13 protein-coding genes are annotated in these 15,478 nt (G+C 61.5%); 2 read left to right on the plus strand and 11 right to left on the minus strand.

The window, feature by feature from the left end; translation table 11 throughout:
• Window positions 1-53 precede the first annotated feature (53 nt).
• From deoC to ptsP, 9 genes are all read right to left on the minus strand, one after another.
• On the minus strand, window positions 54-1,031 hold the full coding sequence (gene deoC / locus IRZ24_RS01240) for a deoxyribose-phosphate aldolase (protein ID WP_366914210.1): 978 nt from the start codon (window positions 1,029-1,031) through the stop codon (window positions 54-56).
• Window positions 1,032-1,302: 271 nt separating this feature from the next.
• Window positions 1,303-2,988, minus strand: coding sequence for a CocE/NonD family hydrolase (locus IRZ24_RS01245; protein WP_297159816.1), 1,686 nt, complete (start codon window positions 2,986-2,988; stop codon window positions 1,303-1,305).
• A gap of 164 nt (window positions 2,989-3,152) precedes the next feature.
• Window positions 3,153-3,860: a DUF169 domain-containing protein gene (locus IRZ24_RS01250; protein WP_297159818.1), complete on the minus strand. Its 708-nt coding sequence runs from the start codon at window positions 3,858-3,860 to the stop codon at window positions 3,153-3,155.
• Between the two features lie 102 nt (window positions 3,861-3,962).
• Window positions 3,963-4,814 (minus strand): RNase H family protein, encoded by an 852-nt coding sequence (locus IRZ24_RS01255; protein WP_297159820.1) that lies wholly within the window; start codon window positions 4,812-4,814, stop codon window positions 3,963-3,965.
• Window positions 4,815-5,065: 251 nt separating this feature from the next.
• A complete protein-coding gene (locus tag IRZ24_RS01260) occupies window positions 5,066-5,656 on the minus strand; it encodes a hypothetical protein (protein WP_297159822.1) in 591 nt (196 codons plus the stop codon).
• A gap of 167 nt (window positions 5,657-5,823) precedes the next feature.
• Window positions 5,824-7,689 (minus strand): transketolase, encoded by a 1,866-nt coding sequence (locus IRZ24_RS01265; protein ID WP_297159823.1) that lies wholly within the window; start codon window positions 7,687-7,689, stop codon window positions 5,824-5,826.
• A gap of 305 nt (window positions 7,690-7,994) precedes the next feature.
• Window positions 7,995-9,065 (minus strand): alcohol dehydrogenase catalytic domain-containing protein, encoded by a 1,071-nt coding sequence (locus IRZ24_RS01270; RefSeq protein WP_297159825.1) that lies wholly within the window; start codon window positions 9,063-9,065, stop codon window positions 7,995-7,997.
• A gap of 23 nt (window positions 9,066-9,088) precedes the next feature.
• Complete coding sequence (locus IRZ24_RS01275; RefSeq protein ID WP_297159827.1) at window positions 9,089-9,469, minus strand: cupin domain-containing protein; 381 nt, start codon at window positions 9,467-9,469, stop codon at window positions 9,089-9,091.
• Window positions 9,470-9,707: 238 nt separating this feature from the next.
• Window positions 9,708-11,576 carry a phosphoenolpyruvate--protein phosphotransferase gene (gene ptsP, locus IRZ24_RS01280; RefSeq protein ID WP_297159829.1) on the minus strand — a complete coding sequence of 623 codons (1,869 nt, stop codon included), beginning with the start codon at window positions 11,574-11,576 and terminating at the stop codon, window positions 9,708-9,710.
• A 352-nt stretch (window positions 11,577-11,928) separates the two neighbouring features.
• Between ptsP and IRZ24_RS01285 the strand changes: the two genes are divergently transcribed.
• The gene (locus IRZ24_RS01285; protein ID WP_297159831.1) at window positions 11,929-13,002 is read left to right on the plus strand and encodes a diacylglycerol kinase family protein; all 1,074 of its coding nucleotides are present in this window, start codon (window positions 11,929-11,931) and stop codon (window positions 13,000-13,002) included.
• A 342-nt stretch (window positions 13,003-13,344) separates the two neighbouring features.
• Window positions 13,345-14,301 (plus strand): cobalamin-binding protein, encoded by a 957-nt coding sequence (locus IRZ24_RS01290; RefSeq protein WP_297159833.1) that lies wholly within the window; start codon window positions 13,345-13,347, stop codon window positions 14,299-14,301.
• Between the two features lie 266 nt (window positions 14,302-14,567).
• Here IRZ24_RS01290 and IRZ24_RS01295 read toward each other — a convergent pair whose 3' ends face one another.
• Window positions 14,568-14,828 carry a hypothetical protein gene (locus IRZ24_RS01295; RefSeq protein ID WP_297159834.1) on the minus strand — a complete coding sequence of 87 codons (261 nt, stop codon included), beginning with the start codon at window positions 14,826-14,828 and terminating at the stop codon, window positions 14,568-14,570.
• 364 nt (window positions 14,829-15,192) lie between these two features.
• Window positions 15,193-15,396: a hypothetical protein gene (locus tag IRZ24_RS01300; RefSeq protein ID WP_297159836.1), complete on the minus strand. Its 204-nt coding sequence runs from the start codon at window positions 15,394-15,396 to the stop codon at window positions 15,193-15,195.
• Window positions 15,397-15,478: the final 82 nt, after the last annotated feature.

Consider the following 15,478-nt stretch of genomic DNA (forward strand, 5'->3'; position numbering starts at 1 on the left):
CTTTGTTAGCTAAGACAACAAGGCTGCGACCGCGGCGCTCGCTGACGACTCGCTCAGACCAGAGGATTATAATGAGCCGCGGCGTAGTGGCCGGTGACAAAGTAGGAGAGCTGGCGTTCAATGTCGGAGAGCAAGCCACTGGCACCAATGCGGAAGAGACGACTATTGAGCCACTCATCTCCTAGCTCTTCTTTCATGAGGATGAGCCAGTCGAGGGCCGCTTTGGCACTGCGAATGCCGCCAGCAGGCTTCAAGCCGACGCGATAGCCAGTGCGCTCGTAGTAGTCGCGAATGGCGCGCGCCATGACCAGGCCGACCGGTAGGGTCGCATTCACCGCCTCCTTACCAGTAGAGGTTTTGATGAAGTCAGCGCCGGCCATCATACAGACCAGGCTGGCCATGCCAACATTGCGCAGGGTAGCCAGCTCATGAGTCGCCAGGATGGTTTTCATGTGCGCCTCGCCGCAGGCGGTGCGAAAGGCCCGCACTTCATCGTAGAGAGCCTGCCAGTTCCCAGTGAGAACATGAGCACGCGAGATGACGACGTCAATTTCACGGGCTCCAGCCTGTACAGAGGCTGAGATTTCAGCTAGTTTCTGCTCTAGGGCAATTTGACCGGCGGGAAAGCCCGCGGAGACCGCCGCTACTGGGATCGCTGTGCCGCGCAGGGCAGCCACGGCTACCGGTACCAGGTTGTGGTAGACACAGACTGCCGCTACCTGGATGCGCTCTTCGGGAACGCCTAGCGCCTCCAGCAGCTCACTGCGCACAGGCCGGCGCGCCTTGGCACAGAGCCGGCGTACGCTGCCGGGTGTGTCGTCGCCAGCTAAGGTGGTCAGATCCAGACAGGTGATGGCGCGTAATAGCCAGGCAGCCTGCCACTCACGTTTGACAGTGCGGCGCGTCGGCAGGGTGGCAGCTCGCCGCTCAACGGCACTGCGGTTGATACGTACTTCGCGCAGCCAGCCCAGGTCGAGCGGTATGCCCGGATTGCGCTCATTGCGTGCTTGCTCTCGCTCCTCCTGAGCGATCCTCGGCTGCTGCTTCGACTCTAAACTCACGCTCTGTTTCTGCGCCTCTGGCTCTCTTTTGATCGTAGTCACTGTTCTTCCCCCATAACAAGGTGAGCATTAGCTGCGGGCTGGCCCTTCATCTCTGCTCACCATCCGATGCCGGTTGGCGCCTGTGGTCAGACCCGGCCTTCGTCAATGGCCTGGGTGTTGGTCTCAGCTCCCCTGGCATCTTTGCCCTCTATGATCTTGCACGAGCCAGGCTTTGTCAAGGTGCTGCTCACTTGCTCGCTCACCGTGGAGCTTCTGATGAGGAGGGGATGACCGGCAAAACCAGCGCCGAGGGATGGGCGCGATCGTGATAGATACGCTGCTCGGCCACGAGCATCTCGCTGGTGAGACCCAAGGGCGCCCCCGTATTGAGATTGCGGTCATATTTAGGGAAGGCGCTAGAACTAAGCTGCAGGCAAATCCGATGGCCCGCTTTGAAGAGTTGAGCGGTGTTCCAGCAGTCGATCTCGTAGCGGTAGATGCGGCCTGGCTCAATGAGCGAAGGCTGCTCCATGCCGTCACGGAAGCGAGCGCGTACCATGCCATCGCAGAGGCGCTGACGGTAGCCATTGGGCCAGACGTCGAGGAGCATGGCCATAAAGTCCGTATCCGGAGCCGATGAGGAGGCATACAGCTCGAGGCGTACAGGGCCGGTGACCTCCAGGTCCTCCTGTAGCGGCTCTGTGACATAGACGAGGACGTCATCGCGGCGCTGGATAGCGGCGTAGTCATCGGGTCCGCCGATCTGCGTCGAGGTCGGTTCCGTGATAAAAGGGACAGGCCGCGCCGGATCGTAGCGGTAGCTGTCATACGGTTCCTCGCCCGTCGGCGGCTCGATGGAGAGGTGCCCATCGCCAAAGCGACTGTTGGCGGCGCCGCCGCTGTGCAGGTAGAAGCGTGTCCAGCGCGTGCGCGCTAGCGGCCATTCCTGCTCATCGCGCCAGCAATTGGCTCCCATGATGAAGAGACGTACAGGAGCGGGTGAAGGCTCCTGGTTTTCCCCCTTGAGGAAGCGATCGAACCAGCGCCGCTCTTCGGTCTCAAGATCGATCAGGGCCTGGGGACCGAAGTCGATCTCTCCCAGCGTGCGGCTCGTGTTCACCTGATGGCCCCAGGGACCCATAATCAGGCGCTGATTGGCGCGGGCCTCGGGCGTGGCGGCCCTTCTTGTCATACCGCGATAGTTAAGGGGTGTACCGATCTGCTCATCGTCGTACCAACCAGAAATATGGAGAACTGGCACGGCCAGCTCTTCGAAGCGGCGCTGATAGCAGAGGGGAAGCCAATAGTCATCAAGCGCGGCATGAGCGATCTGGGCGCGCCAGTGGGGATTGAAGCGTCCGGCTCTCTCATCCATTGTCAGCAGAGGCAGATGCCAGTAGACCTGCTCCCAATCGACTAGCTCCATTGGCTGATTGACGCGTCCGCTGACATAATGCTCCCAACAGAGATGCATCGGGCTGGGAAGGCCAGTCGGTATCTCCACAAAGGGGTCGGAGGGGGTCACCTGGACGGCCATCGCCTTCAGGTGAGGTGGCTGCTCTAGGGCCGCCAGCCATTGAATGCGGCCCGCATAGGAGGCTCCTAGAGTCCCTACCTTGCCGTTGCACCACTCCTGTGCGGCGCACCATTCGATGGCATCGTAGCCATCAGGCCCCTCGCAGCGATACGGGACAAACTCACCATCCGAGTCGCCACGCCCTCGCACATCCATCGCCACGAAAGCATAGCCATGCTTTACAAAGGCCCAGGCGCGTTGAGCAACCTTGACCTGGGCCTTTAAATAGGGTGTGCGCAAGAGAAGAGTTGGCCACGGCCCCTGTCCCTGAGCCGGCAGATAGACATCGGCGGATAGCCTGACCCCATCGCGCATCGGCACGCGACAATTGAAGAGTATACGCATATGATCTGGCACCAAGGAAGACATCGCAGCCTGTCCTTTCTCGCCTGCGGTGGCATGAAACTCGCTGGCGCTCTGCGCCGGACAGGTTCGTGATTGTGGTCTCCCCTGGGCAGCAGGAGCGCCAGCTAACGAGAGAAGGAAGAAAGAAAGAAAGGCCTGTGTTTGCGCCGCAAGGCGCAGCCACAAGGCTAGGCGGGACAGTTGGCTTTCTGCTGGGCGTGGAAGGGCGCTAGAGCCTCATTGGCGGCTACACTGCCTTCCAGATGGGTGACCAGCTCAGGGAAGTGGCTTCCCACAAGCGCCAGCACCATCTGCGACGGCTCCATGCCTACATAGGTACGCGCTCCTACGCAGCCAAAGCTGAGCGAGGGCTGGCCCGTACGCAGCGTGCGTGGAATGATGCCGCAGGTTGGGCGACCAAAGGCAAGCTGGCCACCCTGCAGCCAGTTGACCGCGCCCTGAGCTTCAGCCACCAGCATGGCCTGCCGGGCATCCAAGAGCGCCAGCACGATATCTGGCTCGACCGGAAAGCGGTCGAGGCGTCCATAGACAATGGCGCTGTGCTCCTTCTCCACCACTGGCAGACTGCGCAGCTCCTCGGGCGAGAAGTAACCAATGTTCTCCATCGTCTGCACCAGCGAACGCGCACGTTCGTCCAGAGCGGCAGGCGAGAGAAAGCCCATCGTGATCATGCCAATGGGACACTGCTGGTGATCATCTGCGGTTGCATAAAAGACGCTCTGCTCGGCCAGACGCCAGAAGGTGCAGGCCGAAGGAACACCAACCGTCGTATGTTCGACCCCTGGGGGGACCTCGTTGACAAAGGCCAACCCCACCGGCGGCCTCACCAGTCCTAGCAAGGCCGTAAAGCGCTCTACTAACTCCCGATCAATCACACAATACCATCCTTCCTAGCAGCAGAACAAGCAAGGCCAGAAGCAGAAACGCCTTTATGCAGCCGCTTAGCGTGCTACCCTTCTCGCGACCTCTCCCCTCCCTCAGAGCGTCCGACGAGCACGAGCCGTGAGTCCCTTCAGCCAATTACGCTGGCCAGCCGTTGGGACGAAGTCCGGGTAGCGTAGGCGCTGAGCCATATTGTACAGAAATTGGCGCTCGTTGTCTTTCAGGGCAATGCGCCCGCTCTCCAGCAGCCTCAATAGCTCCTGGACCTGATCACGCATGTGCTCCAGCTCCGCCGCTGAGGGTCGCAGCGCGTCTGCCGCTTCCAGCTCTCCCCTGCGAGCCTCAATGTTTCTCACCCCAGAGCGCGCCTCGGGCTGCTGCGAGCGTAGCCATTGCTCATAAGCGGCACGATCGTCCTGCCAGGCCCCGAGACCAGCCAGCTCATCGGCGCGCTCGTTGAGCACCTGCCCCGCATGACCACGCACCCAGCCAAAGGACAACGGCGCCGTGCGATGGTTGACCAGCCAGCGGAACAATTGCCAAAGATCGGGGTTCATGCGAGCCTTGTAATCTCCCATCGCCACTTTGACCGTGTATTGGCTGTCACTCCAGATTTTGAGGGGCCGATCTGGCGGGGCCAGGCTTAAGGCAGCCAGCAAGGCCGCAATCTCTGCCCGGTTGTTGGTTGTTGTCGCCGAGGGAGGAATATGGCCGTGGGCCTCAATGCGCTCAGCAGGTATTTCGGTTAGCGGCTGGTCAAGCCGCTCGACTGGTACCAGGATAGCGCTCCAGCCGGCGGGCCCCCCCGGGTTTTTAATACAGGCACCATCAGTATAGGCTACAACCCCCGCCTTGCGTCTGAGGGCCGAGCGCACCGCCTCAGCCGAAAAGCCGGCCAGGGCCTCTTTGACTGAACGCCACTCTAGCGATTCTGTCTCCTGACTCACTCACTGCACCATTCAAGCAGATAATTGTGACTGGGTCCTCTCCCTCCACCTTCTTCGAGGGTCACGCCTCCCCACTATCGCCGTCGCCATCGCGCAGGCTGGGCCTGGTTCCAAGCGCTAGGGCATAGCAAGGTAGCGAGTGAGAGGGATAACGGCCGCCCTGCTGTCACGCTAGAAGCCAGCATATGGACTCATGATATGCCCGGAGCGGCTTGCCGTCAAGCCAGCTAGCCCTCGCTTTCTCTCCTTGTTCAGCGCAAGAGTCCCGCCAGCGCTTCCAGCAAACCCAGCCCCAGCGTGGCAAGTAGCAACGACCAGGACGGCGGGACGCTGGCCCGCCGCTGCCTTATTCTCAAGGCCAGCTCAGGAGGGGGATTAAACCACTGGCGCGCTGCTGGCTGATGCAACCCCCAGATAATGAGCGGCGAGAGTCCTACCAGCGTCACCAACGTCACTAGCGGCCAATAGTTACCGCGACGCGCATCCAGCCAGAGCGTATAGACCCCGGCCAGCCCGGCCAGGGCAAGCAGCGTATTGAGAGCTACCTGCACATGGCGCGCCCAGACCAGACCCCGTCGCATTCCTTCACCGCACAGCGCCAAGAGCAGCGCGAAAGGTAGGGCCGAGAGCAGAGAGAGCAGGGTGTTAAGCGCAGGCGAAAGCCAGGGAAGGCTTAACGCTGGCGGTTGCCGCAGCCAGCGCGCCAGGAGCGGCATCGTCAGAAGTTGCACCAGCAGGCTCCAATCGAAGAGCACTGCCAGCACCACCATTCGTGGAGGCCGCAATAACTCCTCCACTCTCTGAACACCGGATCTCTCCGGGCCAGTGAACTTCTCCTTCACTGGCGCCTCCTCCTTTGGGTCCGCCCGATGCCTCAACCTTCTGGCCCAGTGCAGTGCAGTCCAAAGCTGCTCGTCCGGCTCCTCAATTGGCTGAAGCAGTAGCCGGACGAGCAATCTGGCTTGCCCTGGCCTGCTGCCAAGCCAGCCAGATGAAACGATGGCGATAGCTAGCTATGGATCAGAGCCTTAACCGCCTGAGCGATATGGTGGGCATCGATACCAGCTTCCTCTAGCTGCTCCGCAGGCTTGGCCGAGCCGGGCATCTCCTGGACAGCCAGTTTGACTACACGCGGCAAGGGACCAGCGCGCTGCGTAAAAGCCTCTAGTACGGCCTCACCTAGACCGCCCTCCGGCCAATGATCCTCCACCGTCACGATGCGCTGCTTGGTCTCATCAGCCGCCTGGAAAAGGGTCTCCTCATCGATCGGTTTCACCGAGTAGGCATCGATCACGCGCACCAGGATGCCCTCGGACTTGAGGTACTCATAAGCCTTCAGGGCCTCATGGACCGTGATACCCGCCGCCACGATTGTGGCCTGATCGTTCTCAGAACGGCGTAGAACCTTGCTGCCCCCAATGGGGAATTCATCATCGGGGCTATAGATCACGGGCGTCTTCTCGCGCGTTGTGCGCAGATAGACGATGCCGCCGTGCTCGGCCATTTGAGCCACCAGTTTCGCCGTCTGGTTGGCATCGCAAGGATAAAGGACCGTGCTGCCGAAGACAGCACGCATCATGGCCAGGTCTTCCAGACCCATCTGAGAAGGCCCATCCTCACCGATCGAAACACCGGCGTGCGAGCCACACAGGCGGATATTGGCCCGAGAGATAGCCCCCATACGGATAAAGTCGTAGGCGCGCGTCAGGAAAGCTGCAAAGGTCGAAGCGAAGGGAATGCGGCGACAAACGCTCATGGCGATCGCCGTTGCAATCATCTGCTGCTCGGCGATGTATTGCTCAAAGTAGCGCTCGGGATAAGCCTTAGCGAACTCCTCGGCATAGGTTGAGTTGCTGACCTCGCCATCGAGCGCCACCACATCAGGATAGGCGGCCCCCAAAGCTTTGAGAGCATCACCATAGGCCTTGCGCGTCGGCACCTCCTGACCATTGGCGTAGCGGGGCAGCTCCAGGGGCTTGCGCTCACCCGCGCTGGCCGGCTGCAGAGGCTCCGGCTTCTGGACGGTAAAGGTCTGGCTACGCACATGGGGCAGCTCAGCAAGAGCCTTCTCCTCTTGCTCTTTGCTCAGGGCCTTCCCATGCCAGCCCTCGGCGTTCTCCAGGAATGAGACCCCTTTGCCCTTGAGCGTGCGAGCGATGATGAGCGTTGGCGCTCCCTCGGCCTTCACAGCCTGAGCATAGGCCCGATCGATCTCCTCGTAGTTATGCCCATCAATGACTAGCGTCCGCCAACCGAAGGCCTCAGCCCGCTCAGCATAAGCCGCCGTATTCCAGCCAAGCATGGTCTCGCCGCGCTGGCCCAGGCGATTGCAGTCAAGAATCCCTATCAGGTTATCGAGTTTATAGTGAGCCGCATGCTCGATGGCCTCCCAGATCGAACCTTCAGCCATCTCGCTATCGCCCAGCAGAACCCAGACGCGATACGGTAGCTTATCCAGATACTTGCCAGCCAGCGCGATGCCGACTCCGATCGGTAAACCCTGACCCAGCGAGCCAGTCGCCACCTCGACCCAGGGAAGGACCGGTGTCGGATGGCCCTCCAGGCGGCTACCACGCTTGCGCAGAGTCAATAATTCCTCATCGGTGATGGCGCCTGCTGCCTTGTACATGGCGTAGAGCAGTGGCGCCGCATGGCCCTTGGAGAAAATCAGGTGGTCGTTGTTGGGATGGCGCGGATTCTCGAAATCGTAGCGCAGGTAGCTGACCAGCAGAACTGCCATCAAATCAGCGGCGGAAAGCGATGAAGTTGGGTGACCCGAGCCCGCCGCCGTGGTACAGCGAATACTATCTACGCGCAACTGTTGAGCAAGGTTGGTCCATTGCTCAACCTGAGTCTGTGCCTGAGTTGTCGTCATCAGCCAATCCTCTTGCCTTCCTAATGTGTGTTGATCGTTCTCTTGCTACTCGACGGATACTGTTCTATTGTAGGACAACTGCCCCCCCAGGGCAAGCTGATGCTCGCGTCTTCGCTGACTCTGCCGTCTGTAGACGGACCAAGCCAGGGCGAGCCGCAGGCCGGGGATACCGGCACAAGCCTGTCTGCGCACTGGTCCTTGTGCGGCTACTCTCTCCTGTGAAGAATTATAGTGCTTCCTTGCACCGGCTGAGCTGACGCCAATGCCATGCAATGGGGAGCGTGCTGCAGCCACGTCTATGCTTCCTACCGCTCGGCTCCGACATCGCTCTTCACCTCTGCTGTGGTAGGGGCGGAGGCCATGATCACCACCTTGAGCGCTTCGCCCGGCTGGGCTACCAGGCGAAAGGCTTGCGGCGCCTCGTGCAGAGGAAAGCGATGGGTGATCACACTCTCTGCACGGATGCGGCCAGAGGCCAACAGATCGAGCGCCTGGCGCGTCTCATAAGGACCAGCGGAGTAGCTGGTGCGCAATGTGATTTCGCGGAAGAATAGCTCATTTGGCGTCAGAGGGAGCTGCTCCTCCGGCGGCGGTGGGGCAAAGAACAGGACCGTGCCCCCCGGTCCGACCAGCTCTAAGCCCTGATGCATGGCCTGGACTTTTGACGGCGTGACAATGACCACATCGGGCTTGCGTCCCTCATTGGCAGCGAGCACGCGCGGCAGAAGCGGCTCCTCCTGCGGATCAAAAGCGAGGTCGGCTCCCGCCTCTAGCGCCCGCTCACGCCGATAGGCAATGGGGTCCACGATCATGACACGCACCGCCCCTCGCAGCCGTGCCAACTGTGCAAGCAGAATGCCATTGCTGCCTGCCCCCAGAATGAGGACGCGATCACCAGGGCGCAGCATGGCGCGGTCAATACCACGAATACAACAGGCCAGCGGTTCAATCAGGGTAGCCGCTTCAAACGAGAGCGAGGCGGGGAGCAGCAGTACGTCGCGCTCGACGTTGGGGGCTGGCACCCGAATATACTCGGCTAGGCCGCCAGGCTCAAGGCGAGTAGCGCGGAAGGTCGGGCACTGCGAGAAGGCACCACGCTGGCAATAGTGGCAGACCATGCAGGGCACATGATGGTGTACAAAAACGCGATCGCCGACTTTGAACCGCTCTACGCCTTCCCCGACAGCCTCGACGATACCCACCGGCTCGTGACCTGGATAGAGCGGCGCCCGCGGACGCATATACCACTCCATGACATCGCTGGCACAGATGCCGCAGGCCACGAGCCGCACTAATAATTCACCGGGTCCGATGGTCGGCTGCGGCAGCTCCACAACCCGCACATCTTGATTGCTATGATACTCAACAGCACGCATAGCGCTTGCTTGCCCCCGCCCGCTCACCTTTTGGCCGGGACGACACAGAGGAAGCCGAAAGCTTCGTCGCCCAAAGCAAAGAATTGATGGATCTCGTTGCCGGGAATATAGATGGCATCGCCCGCGCGGACCTCGTGCTCCTCGTCGCCCAGGCGCAGACGCGCCCGCCCATGTAGCACATAAACACCATGATCATGGGCATGCTGGTCTAGCGAGGTATGCCCCCCCGGCTGCACAGCAAAATAGCGCAGATGAAAGTTCTGCGCTCCTTCATCGTTGCCGATCAGGATCTGGCGCGTCGCATCCTTGGCCCGGCTATTCTCCGGCCCATAGGCGCGCACTGGTACGCCTTCCCAGCGTAGCTCTCCATGCTCCTGAGACTGGAGACGATGGATGACACCCATGCCAATCTACTCCTTTTGCACAGCTAACAGCTTAGCAGATCACAAGCAGCTCAGGACAACCATGTTCATGCTCTGCCTCTCTCCAGCGGCCAGCCATCAACACGCCAGGGGCCAGACAGAGAGAGGCCAGGCGGATGAGTCTCTGTCGGTCTGCCGACCTGGCCTCACTGCCGTCGCCTCTTGACTGGCGGGTCAGAAGCCCTGCTGACCTGGCTTCTGTCATCGCCGCCTGCCCGGCCTACGCTATAGATTCTAGCATATGCTGCAGCTCGCTGGCGGTCTCGGCCTGCAACAGGCGCTGAGCCTGGGCCTGCCAGTAGGCCAGGGGCTGACGTGCAAGCCGCTCCTTAACGGCCAGGAGGGCCGGCGGGTTCATGCTCAGCTCGCGCACCCCAAGGCCAACGAGGAGCGGGCCAATCAGGGGGTCGCCAGCTAGTTCGCCGCAGACAGCCACCAGGCGCCCATGCTGCTGACCGGCCTGCGCAATTTGGGCGATGGCCCGCCAGACCGCCGGCTCCAGGCGCCCGAAGAGGGAGGCCACCCGTCCATTGGTGCGATCGACCGCCATTACATATTGATAGAGATCATTGGTGCCAATGCTAAAGAAATCCACCTCACGCGCCAGGACATCGGCCATCAAGGCAGCAGCGGGAGTTTCGACCATGATGCCCACCGCCGGTTTCGCTTCGAAGTGCAGTCCCTGCCCTTCCAGCTCGGCGAGTGTCGCCTCTGTCACCGCTCGCAGGCGGCGCACTTCCTCGACGGCGGCAATCATGGGGAACATGATGTGAAGGGTCACTCCCGTGGCCCGGGCAGCACGCAGCAAAGCTCGAAGCTGCTGACGGAGCAGCTCCTCATGGAGCAGATGAATGCGCGCCCCACGCAAACCCAAGGCCGGATTGGCTTCGTGCCAGGAGCCGATGAGGGCTGACAGAGCCGGGAAAGGCTTGTCGGCTCCGGCGTCAAGGGTGCGGGCAATAATGGTCTTGCCCGCTGGCTGCCCAGCCGCAAAGGCACGGAAGAGACGTCTGTAGGCTACCTCTTGCTCCTGTTCATCGGGAAACTGAGGCCGCCCGCTAAAGAGAAATTCGGTGCGCAGCAGGCCAATGCCTTCAGCCCCAAGCGCCGCAGCCTGCCTGGCTCCTTCTTCATCGCCAACGTTCGCAAAGATAGCTACCGCTACGCCGTCTGCTGTGGCCCCCGGACGTCCACGCCAGTGCTCGCGTTGCTGTCTCCGTTGCTCCCGCTCATAGTGTTGTTTTTGAAGATGTTGCTTCAGTTCACGCTCTTGTTCGGGTGTCGGGTTGAGATACAGCAGGCCACTCCCGCCGTCGAGAGCGATGCGCTGGCCAGGGGTGAGTTGGGCAAAGAGTTCGGGGGCCAGCCCGCTGACCGCAGGGATTTCTAAGGAGCGGGCGATAATGGCGGCGTGGGTTGTGGGGCCCCCAAAGACCGTACAGATACCAGCTACTAGCTTCGGATCGAGCGTTGCGGTATCGGAGGGGGTAAGATCATCGGCGACGAGAATCACTGGTTCGTGCACACTCTCGGCTTGTGGTAGCAGGGGAGCGCCGGCGGTCGCTCCGGCTCCAGAGAGCAGGCGCAGCACGCGCCCGGTGGCATCGCGCACGTCGCTGGCGCGCGCCGCGAGCAATTCATCATCAAGGGCAGCCAGCACTTGGGCATTCTCCTCGGCAACCTCGCGCAAGGCCTGCTCAGCCGGCAGGCCCTCTTGACTGATGCGTTCCAGGGCCGCATCGAGAATCTCGGGGTCCTGCAAAATGAGCTGATGGGCCTCAAAAATAGCGGCCTCTTCCTTGCCCACCGTGCGGGCCACCTGGGCAGTCAGGGTCTGTAGCTCGGTCATGGCTTGCTCAACCGCTGCCCGCAAGCGCTGCTGTTCCTCGGCTATTTGGTCGGGCTTCAGCCTGCTTTCACGGCTCGCGACCGTTGACTGGGGTTGGGACTGCTCTTGTAACGCTGGCGAGCGATAGAGCCAGACAGGCCCAATGGCCAGGCCGGGTGAGAGCGGAACCAGGCGAAGCGGAGCTGACAATGGAGACGGGGAGAAAGTGGGCGCCTGGGATGTCTGTTGATGCTCAGACACAGTGACTCAACCTCCTGAAGAATCGCAGCCGCGGATGGTGCCAACCCGGCGGCGGGTAGGCGATCTAGGCGCGCCGGGCTCTGGGCGCCGCGCGTGGGCATCGGTGCCAAACTGAAATGATGTTCTTATTATCCGGCAAAAATAGCGAGGCTGCAAGAGCGAGAGTTTCCTGGCTGGTAGCGAGTGCCAGAGCGAGAAGGGAGGTCTTCAATGCAGTGAGCGAGCCGACAGGCTCCCTACGCTGGGGGCAGAGACTCAGCAGATCTACGCATGTTTACAGGCCGTTTACCGGCGGTATATACTCCTCAGCGAAGCTATCAGGAAGCGACTTTACACCAGTCGGGAGGAACCAATGCCGGGTAAACGCAAAGCCATTGTCATCCATAGTCCCCACTCCGGGCGAGCGCCGCAGCTTGAAGAGGCCCTGAAGCTCTTGCAAGAGGCGAGTATTGAGCTGGTCCAGGTCGAGCCAATTACGAGTTTAAACGAATTAGCCCCGCAGGGAGCCAATTGGCGCGCTCAGGGTCTCGACCTAGTCATTGCAGCGGGCGGCGATGGTCTGGTCGGTGGGGTAATCAGGCATGTTCTCAAAGAGGGGCCGCCGCTGGCCATTCTGCCGTTGGGTACGGCCAATGATACAGCGCGCTCGCTGGCTATTCCCCAGGACTTGGCCGCTGCCGTTGAGGTGATCGTGGCTGGTCATGAGGCGGCGGTCGACGTCGGCATGGCCCTCCCGGCAGCAACAGCCGCTGCTGACTCTGAGGCTGAGGCTGTAGAGCACGAGGGTGACTACTTCTGTCATACACTGACCATCGGCCTGAACGTTGAATTTGCTCGTTTGGCAACGAGCAGCGAGATGCGGGAGCGTTTCGGCGCCATGACCTACCCAGTGGCGGCCTTCGAAGCACTGCGCTCGCACGAGCCACTCGAGGTAGTTCTACGCTTCGAAGGGCTATTTGTCCCTTCTGGTGTCGGACAATCCTGCGAGAGTATTTCGCTGCCAGCAGAGCTACGCTGTCAGGTCGTCCAGGTCGCCGTGATCAATGCCCCGATCTTCGGCGGGCCTTTGCAGTTGAGTATTCCAGGTGCGAGCATCACTGATCACCTGCTCGATATTGTGGTCGTGCAGGGACCTGACTGGAAGGAGATCGCCGGAGCCATCGGTCAGTTGTTCACCGGCGGCGAGAGCGAGCAGGATGAGAGGGGCGAGGGTTCGGCTCGCCATCCCGCGGAGCTGACAGCTCTTCCCGGCTTGCGTCACTGGCGAGCCGTTGGGGTTACGATCAGCACACCGGCGGGACCGTGCGAGGTGACGCTTGACGGCGAGGTCAAGGGGAAGACCCCTATCACGGCGCGCATCGCTCCCGAGCGCCTGCGTGTCCTGGTGCCATCGACCTGGCAGGCTCAGGGCGCTGAAGCTGGCTGAAGCTGGCGAGTGAGCGAGCCTTCAGTTCCGCCGCCTAGGTAGGAGCGGCTGCCCTCTGCTTTGATTTGAGCGACCGTGGCGGGATGGTGACTTCGCCGGGCCTGGGCGCAGAGAGGTCCGCGGCACACGCGCCGCGTTTCCTTGGCTCTTGTGATACCATAGAGGGAGCGCAGGGAGGCAAGGCCTACAGCACCGCTGCCGCCTGTGGCAGTGGGCTGCTGGTTGTATCTGACGGCGTCGGCAGTCCCTGCCTGCCGACAAGCTCACGAGAAGAGAGTATTGGCCCGCCCAGGAGCAGCGACGCAACGCTGTCGCCGGCAGAGAAGAAGGGAGAGAGCAACGATGCGTATTGTTTCCTTGCTCGCCAGCGCTACAGAGATGGTAGCGGCCCTTGGCTGCACAGAGCAACTGGTGGGGCGCTCCCATGAATGCGACTATCCGCCCGAGGTTCAGCGCCTGCCAGCCTTGAGCCGTCCCGTCATTGATATCAATACTAGCAGTGCAGGGATCGATGCCCAGGTTCGGCAGCTTGCAGGAACGCGTCAGCGTGGCAACGCCGCCGCACTGCAAGCCCTGAGCATTTATCAGATCGATGTCTCCCGCCTCCAGGAGCTGCAACCGGATGTCATTTTGACGCAGACCCAATGCGAGGTCTGCGCTGTCAGCGAGCGCGATGTTAGTGAGGCGGTGCGGCAGCTCACCGGCCTGCAGCCACGGATCGTTTCCCTGGCCCCCTATCGTCTCAGTGATGTCTGGGAAGATCTGCGACGGGTGGGGGCCGCCCTGGGACGTGAGGCCGAGGCCGAGGCGCTGATCGCTAGCTATCAACGACGTCTGGAGCAGTTGCGTCAGCGCTGCGCCCGCCTGAGTGCTGAGCGTGGGCAACCACCACGCGTGGCGATCCTGGAATGGCTTGACCCGCTGATGGGGTCCGGCAACTGGACCCCCGAGCTGGTTGCCTGTGCCGGCGGTGAACCAGTTCTGAGCGCCGGCGGGCAGCACGCGCCGTGGGTGAGCTGGGACGAGCTGCGCCAGGCCGATCCCGAGGTGCTGATCCTTTCGCCCTGTGGCTTCGATGTGGAGCGCACCCGGCAGGACGCCTCTCTCCTCCAGCAGCACCCCTCTTGGCCTACCTTGCGCGCTGTGCGAGAGGGGCACGTCTACCTGATCGATGGCAATCATTATCTGAACCGCTCAGGGCCACGGCTGGTCGAGTCGGCGGAGCTGATCGCGCTGGCGCTCTGGGGCGAGCGGGCAGAGGTACCCTTGCCGGCTGAAGGCTGGCAGCCTTTAGGCTGAGGAGTCACCAGGGCAAGCTGCGGGGGCGATTAGCGAGGCCAATCTCAGGCTAGCAAAGAGAGGGTCACTCTTCACTGCTTGCTTGCTGATTGGCCCTCGTTTGGCAGCGGCAGCGCCCTGAGTGCGTATGAGAGAGACTTGTCCATCAGGGCGCCAGCTCAAGGCCAGCCAGCAACAGCAGAGTGACCCTCTTGCGCCTCCTGTTTGACCACAAGCAGTGGTAGCGGCAGCAGGAGCCAGGCGTGAGCGCCAGCCAGCGGCGCTCGTCAAGACTGCTCGCCGCGCCTGGGCGCCGAGGCCCAGAAGATCGCTACCACAAAGAGGGCGAACAGCAGGATAAGGAACCCCATCAGTCCGTCGACAATGGGGGCCAGGCTGAATTGAAAGAGGCCGGCGGAGGCAAAGAGCAGCACAACGAGAATCCCAACGACCGGGAAAAGATAGAGCCAGTTGTAGCGCCGTGTTGGATCAGCAGCCCGCCGGCGCCGGCTCGGCAACGGTGTATAGTCAGACTCCAGTGGCTCCATGAAACGCCTTTCTACGGCAACGAGCGCAAGTCAGAGGCAGACAGCCCAGACGAGCAGGCTATCTCTGGACCTTCCGGCTCGCACCCGCAGCGGATGATTTCAGCATTCAGCTCAGTTCAGTTCCTGGTGAACCAGCGGCACCACTCTGAGCAGGCTCGCGCCGCTGCCTCGTTCCGTTCACCGGCCCTTATTATAGTGCGTCCTGGACGCGAACGCAACTCTGCCAGCAGCCCGGTTGCTGACCCATCCCAGGTCACTGGCGGTGAAGCGGATCGCCAGCGCTTCTCACCGGTCAGCCCAGTGGCTGGCTGGAGTGCTTTCTCTGCGCGCCAGGCCGACTCAGGGGTGAAGAGAGGCATCTCTCCTACGAGGCGCGATGACAGCCAGACTCAGGAGAGGAGTGAAGTGAACGCCTGACCGAAATATAAGGAAGCGGGCGCAAACGATTGAGATAGCGACGCACCTCCAAGGCATTGACATGATAAGCGGAACCTTTCACGGTGGCAGGGATGCGGCCCTCAGCAATGGCAGTACAGAGGTCGGCAATGGTCAGGACACGCTCAGACATGAGGTACCTCCATGAGGACTGTGCACTCGTAGCCGGCCAGTCCCACCCGCCCGCTCGCCTTGCTTACTACCCTTTTCTTTTC

Origin of the sequence: Thermogemmatispora sp. (genome assembly GCF_019683755.1) — a bacterium.
In the GTDB taxonomy this organism is placed as follows: domain Bacteria; phylum Chloroflexota; class Ktedonobacteria; order Ktedonobacterales; family Ktedonobacteraceae; genus Thermogemmatispora.

Bases quoted from the DNA above. Each gene is read 5' to 3' on its own strand.
- IRZ24_RS01290 (WP_297159833.1), top strand. From the start codon at position 13,345: ATGCGTATTGTTTCCTTGCTCGCCAGCGCTACAGAGATGGTAGCGGCC.
- IRZ24_RS01295 (WP_297159834.1), bottom strand. From the start codon at position 14,828: ATGGAGCCACTGGAGTCTGACTATACACCGTTGCCGAGCCGGCGCCGG.
- IRZ24_RS01285 (WP_297159831.1), top strand. From the start codon at position 11,929: ATGCCGGGTAAACGCAAAGCCATTGTCATCCATAGTCCCCACTCCGGG.
- IRZ24_RS01300 (WP_297159836.1), bottom strand. From the start codon at position 15,396: ATGTCTGAGCGTGTCCTGACCATTGCCGACCTCTGTACTGCCATTGCT.
- IRZ24_RS01270 (WP_297159825.1), bottom strand. From the start codon at position 9,065: ATGCGTGCTGTTGAGTATCATAGCAATCAAGATGTGCGGGTTGTGGAG.
- IRZ24_RS01245 (WP_297159816.1), bottom strand. From the start codon at position 2,988: ATGTCTTCCTTGGTGCCAGATCATATGCGTATACTCTTCAATTGTCGC.
- IRZ24_RS01275 (WP_297159827.1), bottom strand. From the start codon at position 9,469: ATGGGTGTCATCCATCGTCTCCAGTCTCAGGAGCATGGAGAGCTACGC.
- IRZ24_RS01265 (WP_297159823.1), bottom strand. From the start codon at position 7,689: ATGACGACAACTCAGGCACAGACTCAGGTTGAGCAATGGACCAACCTT.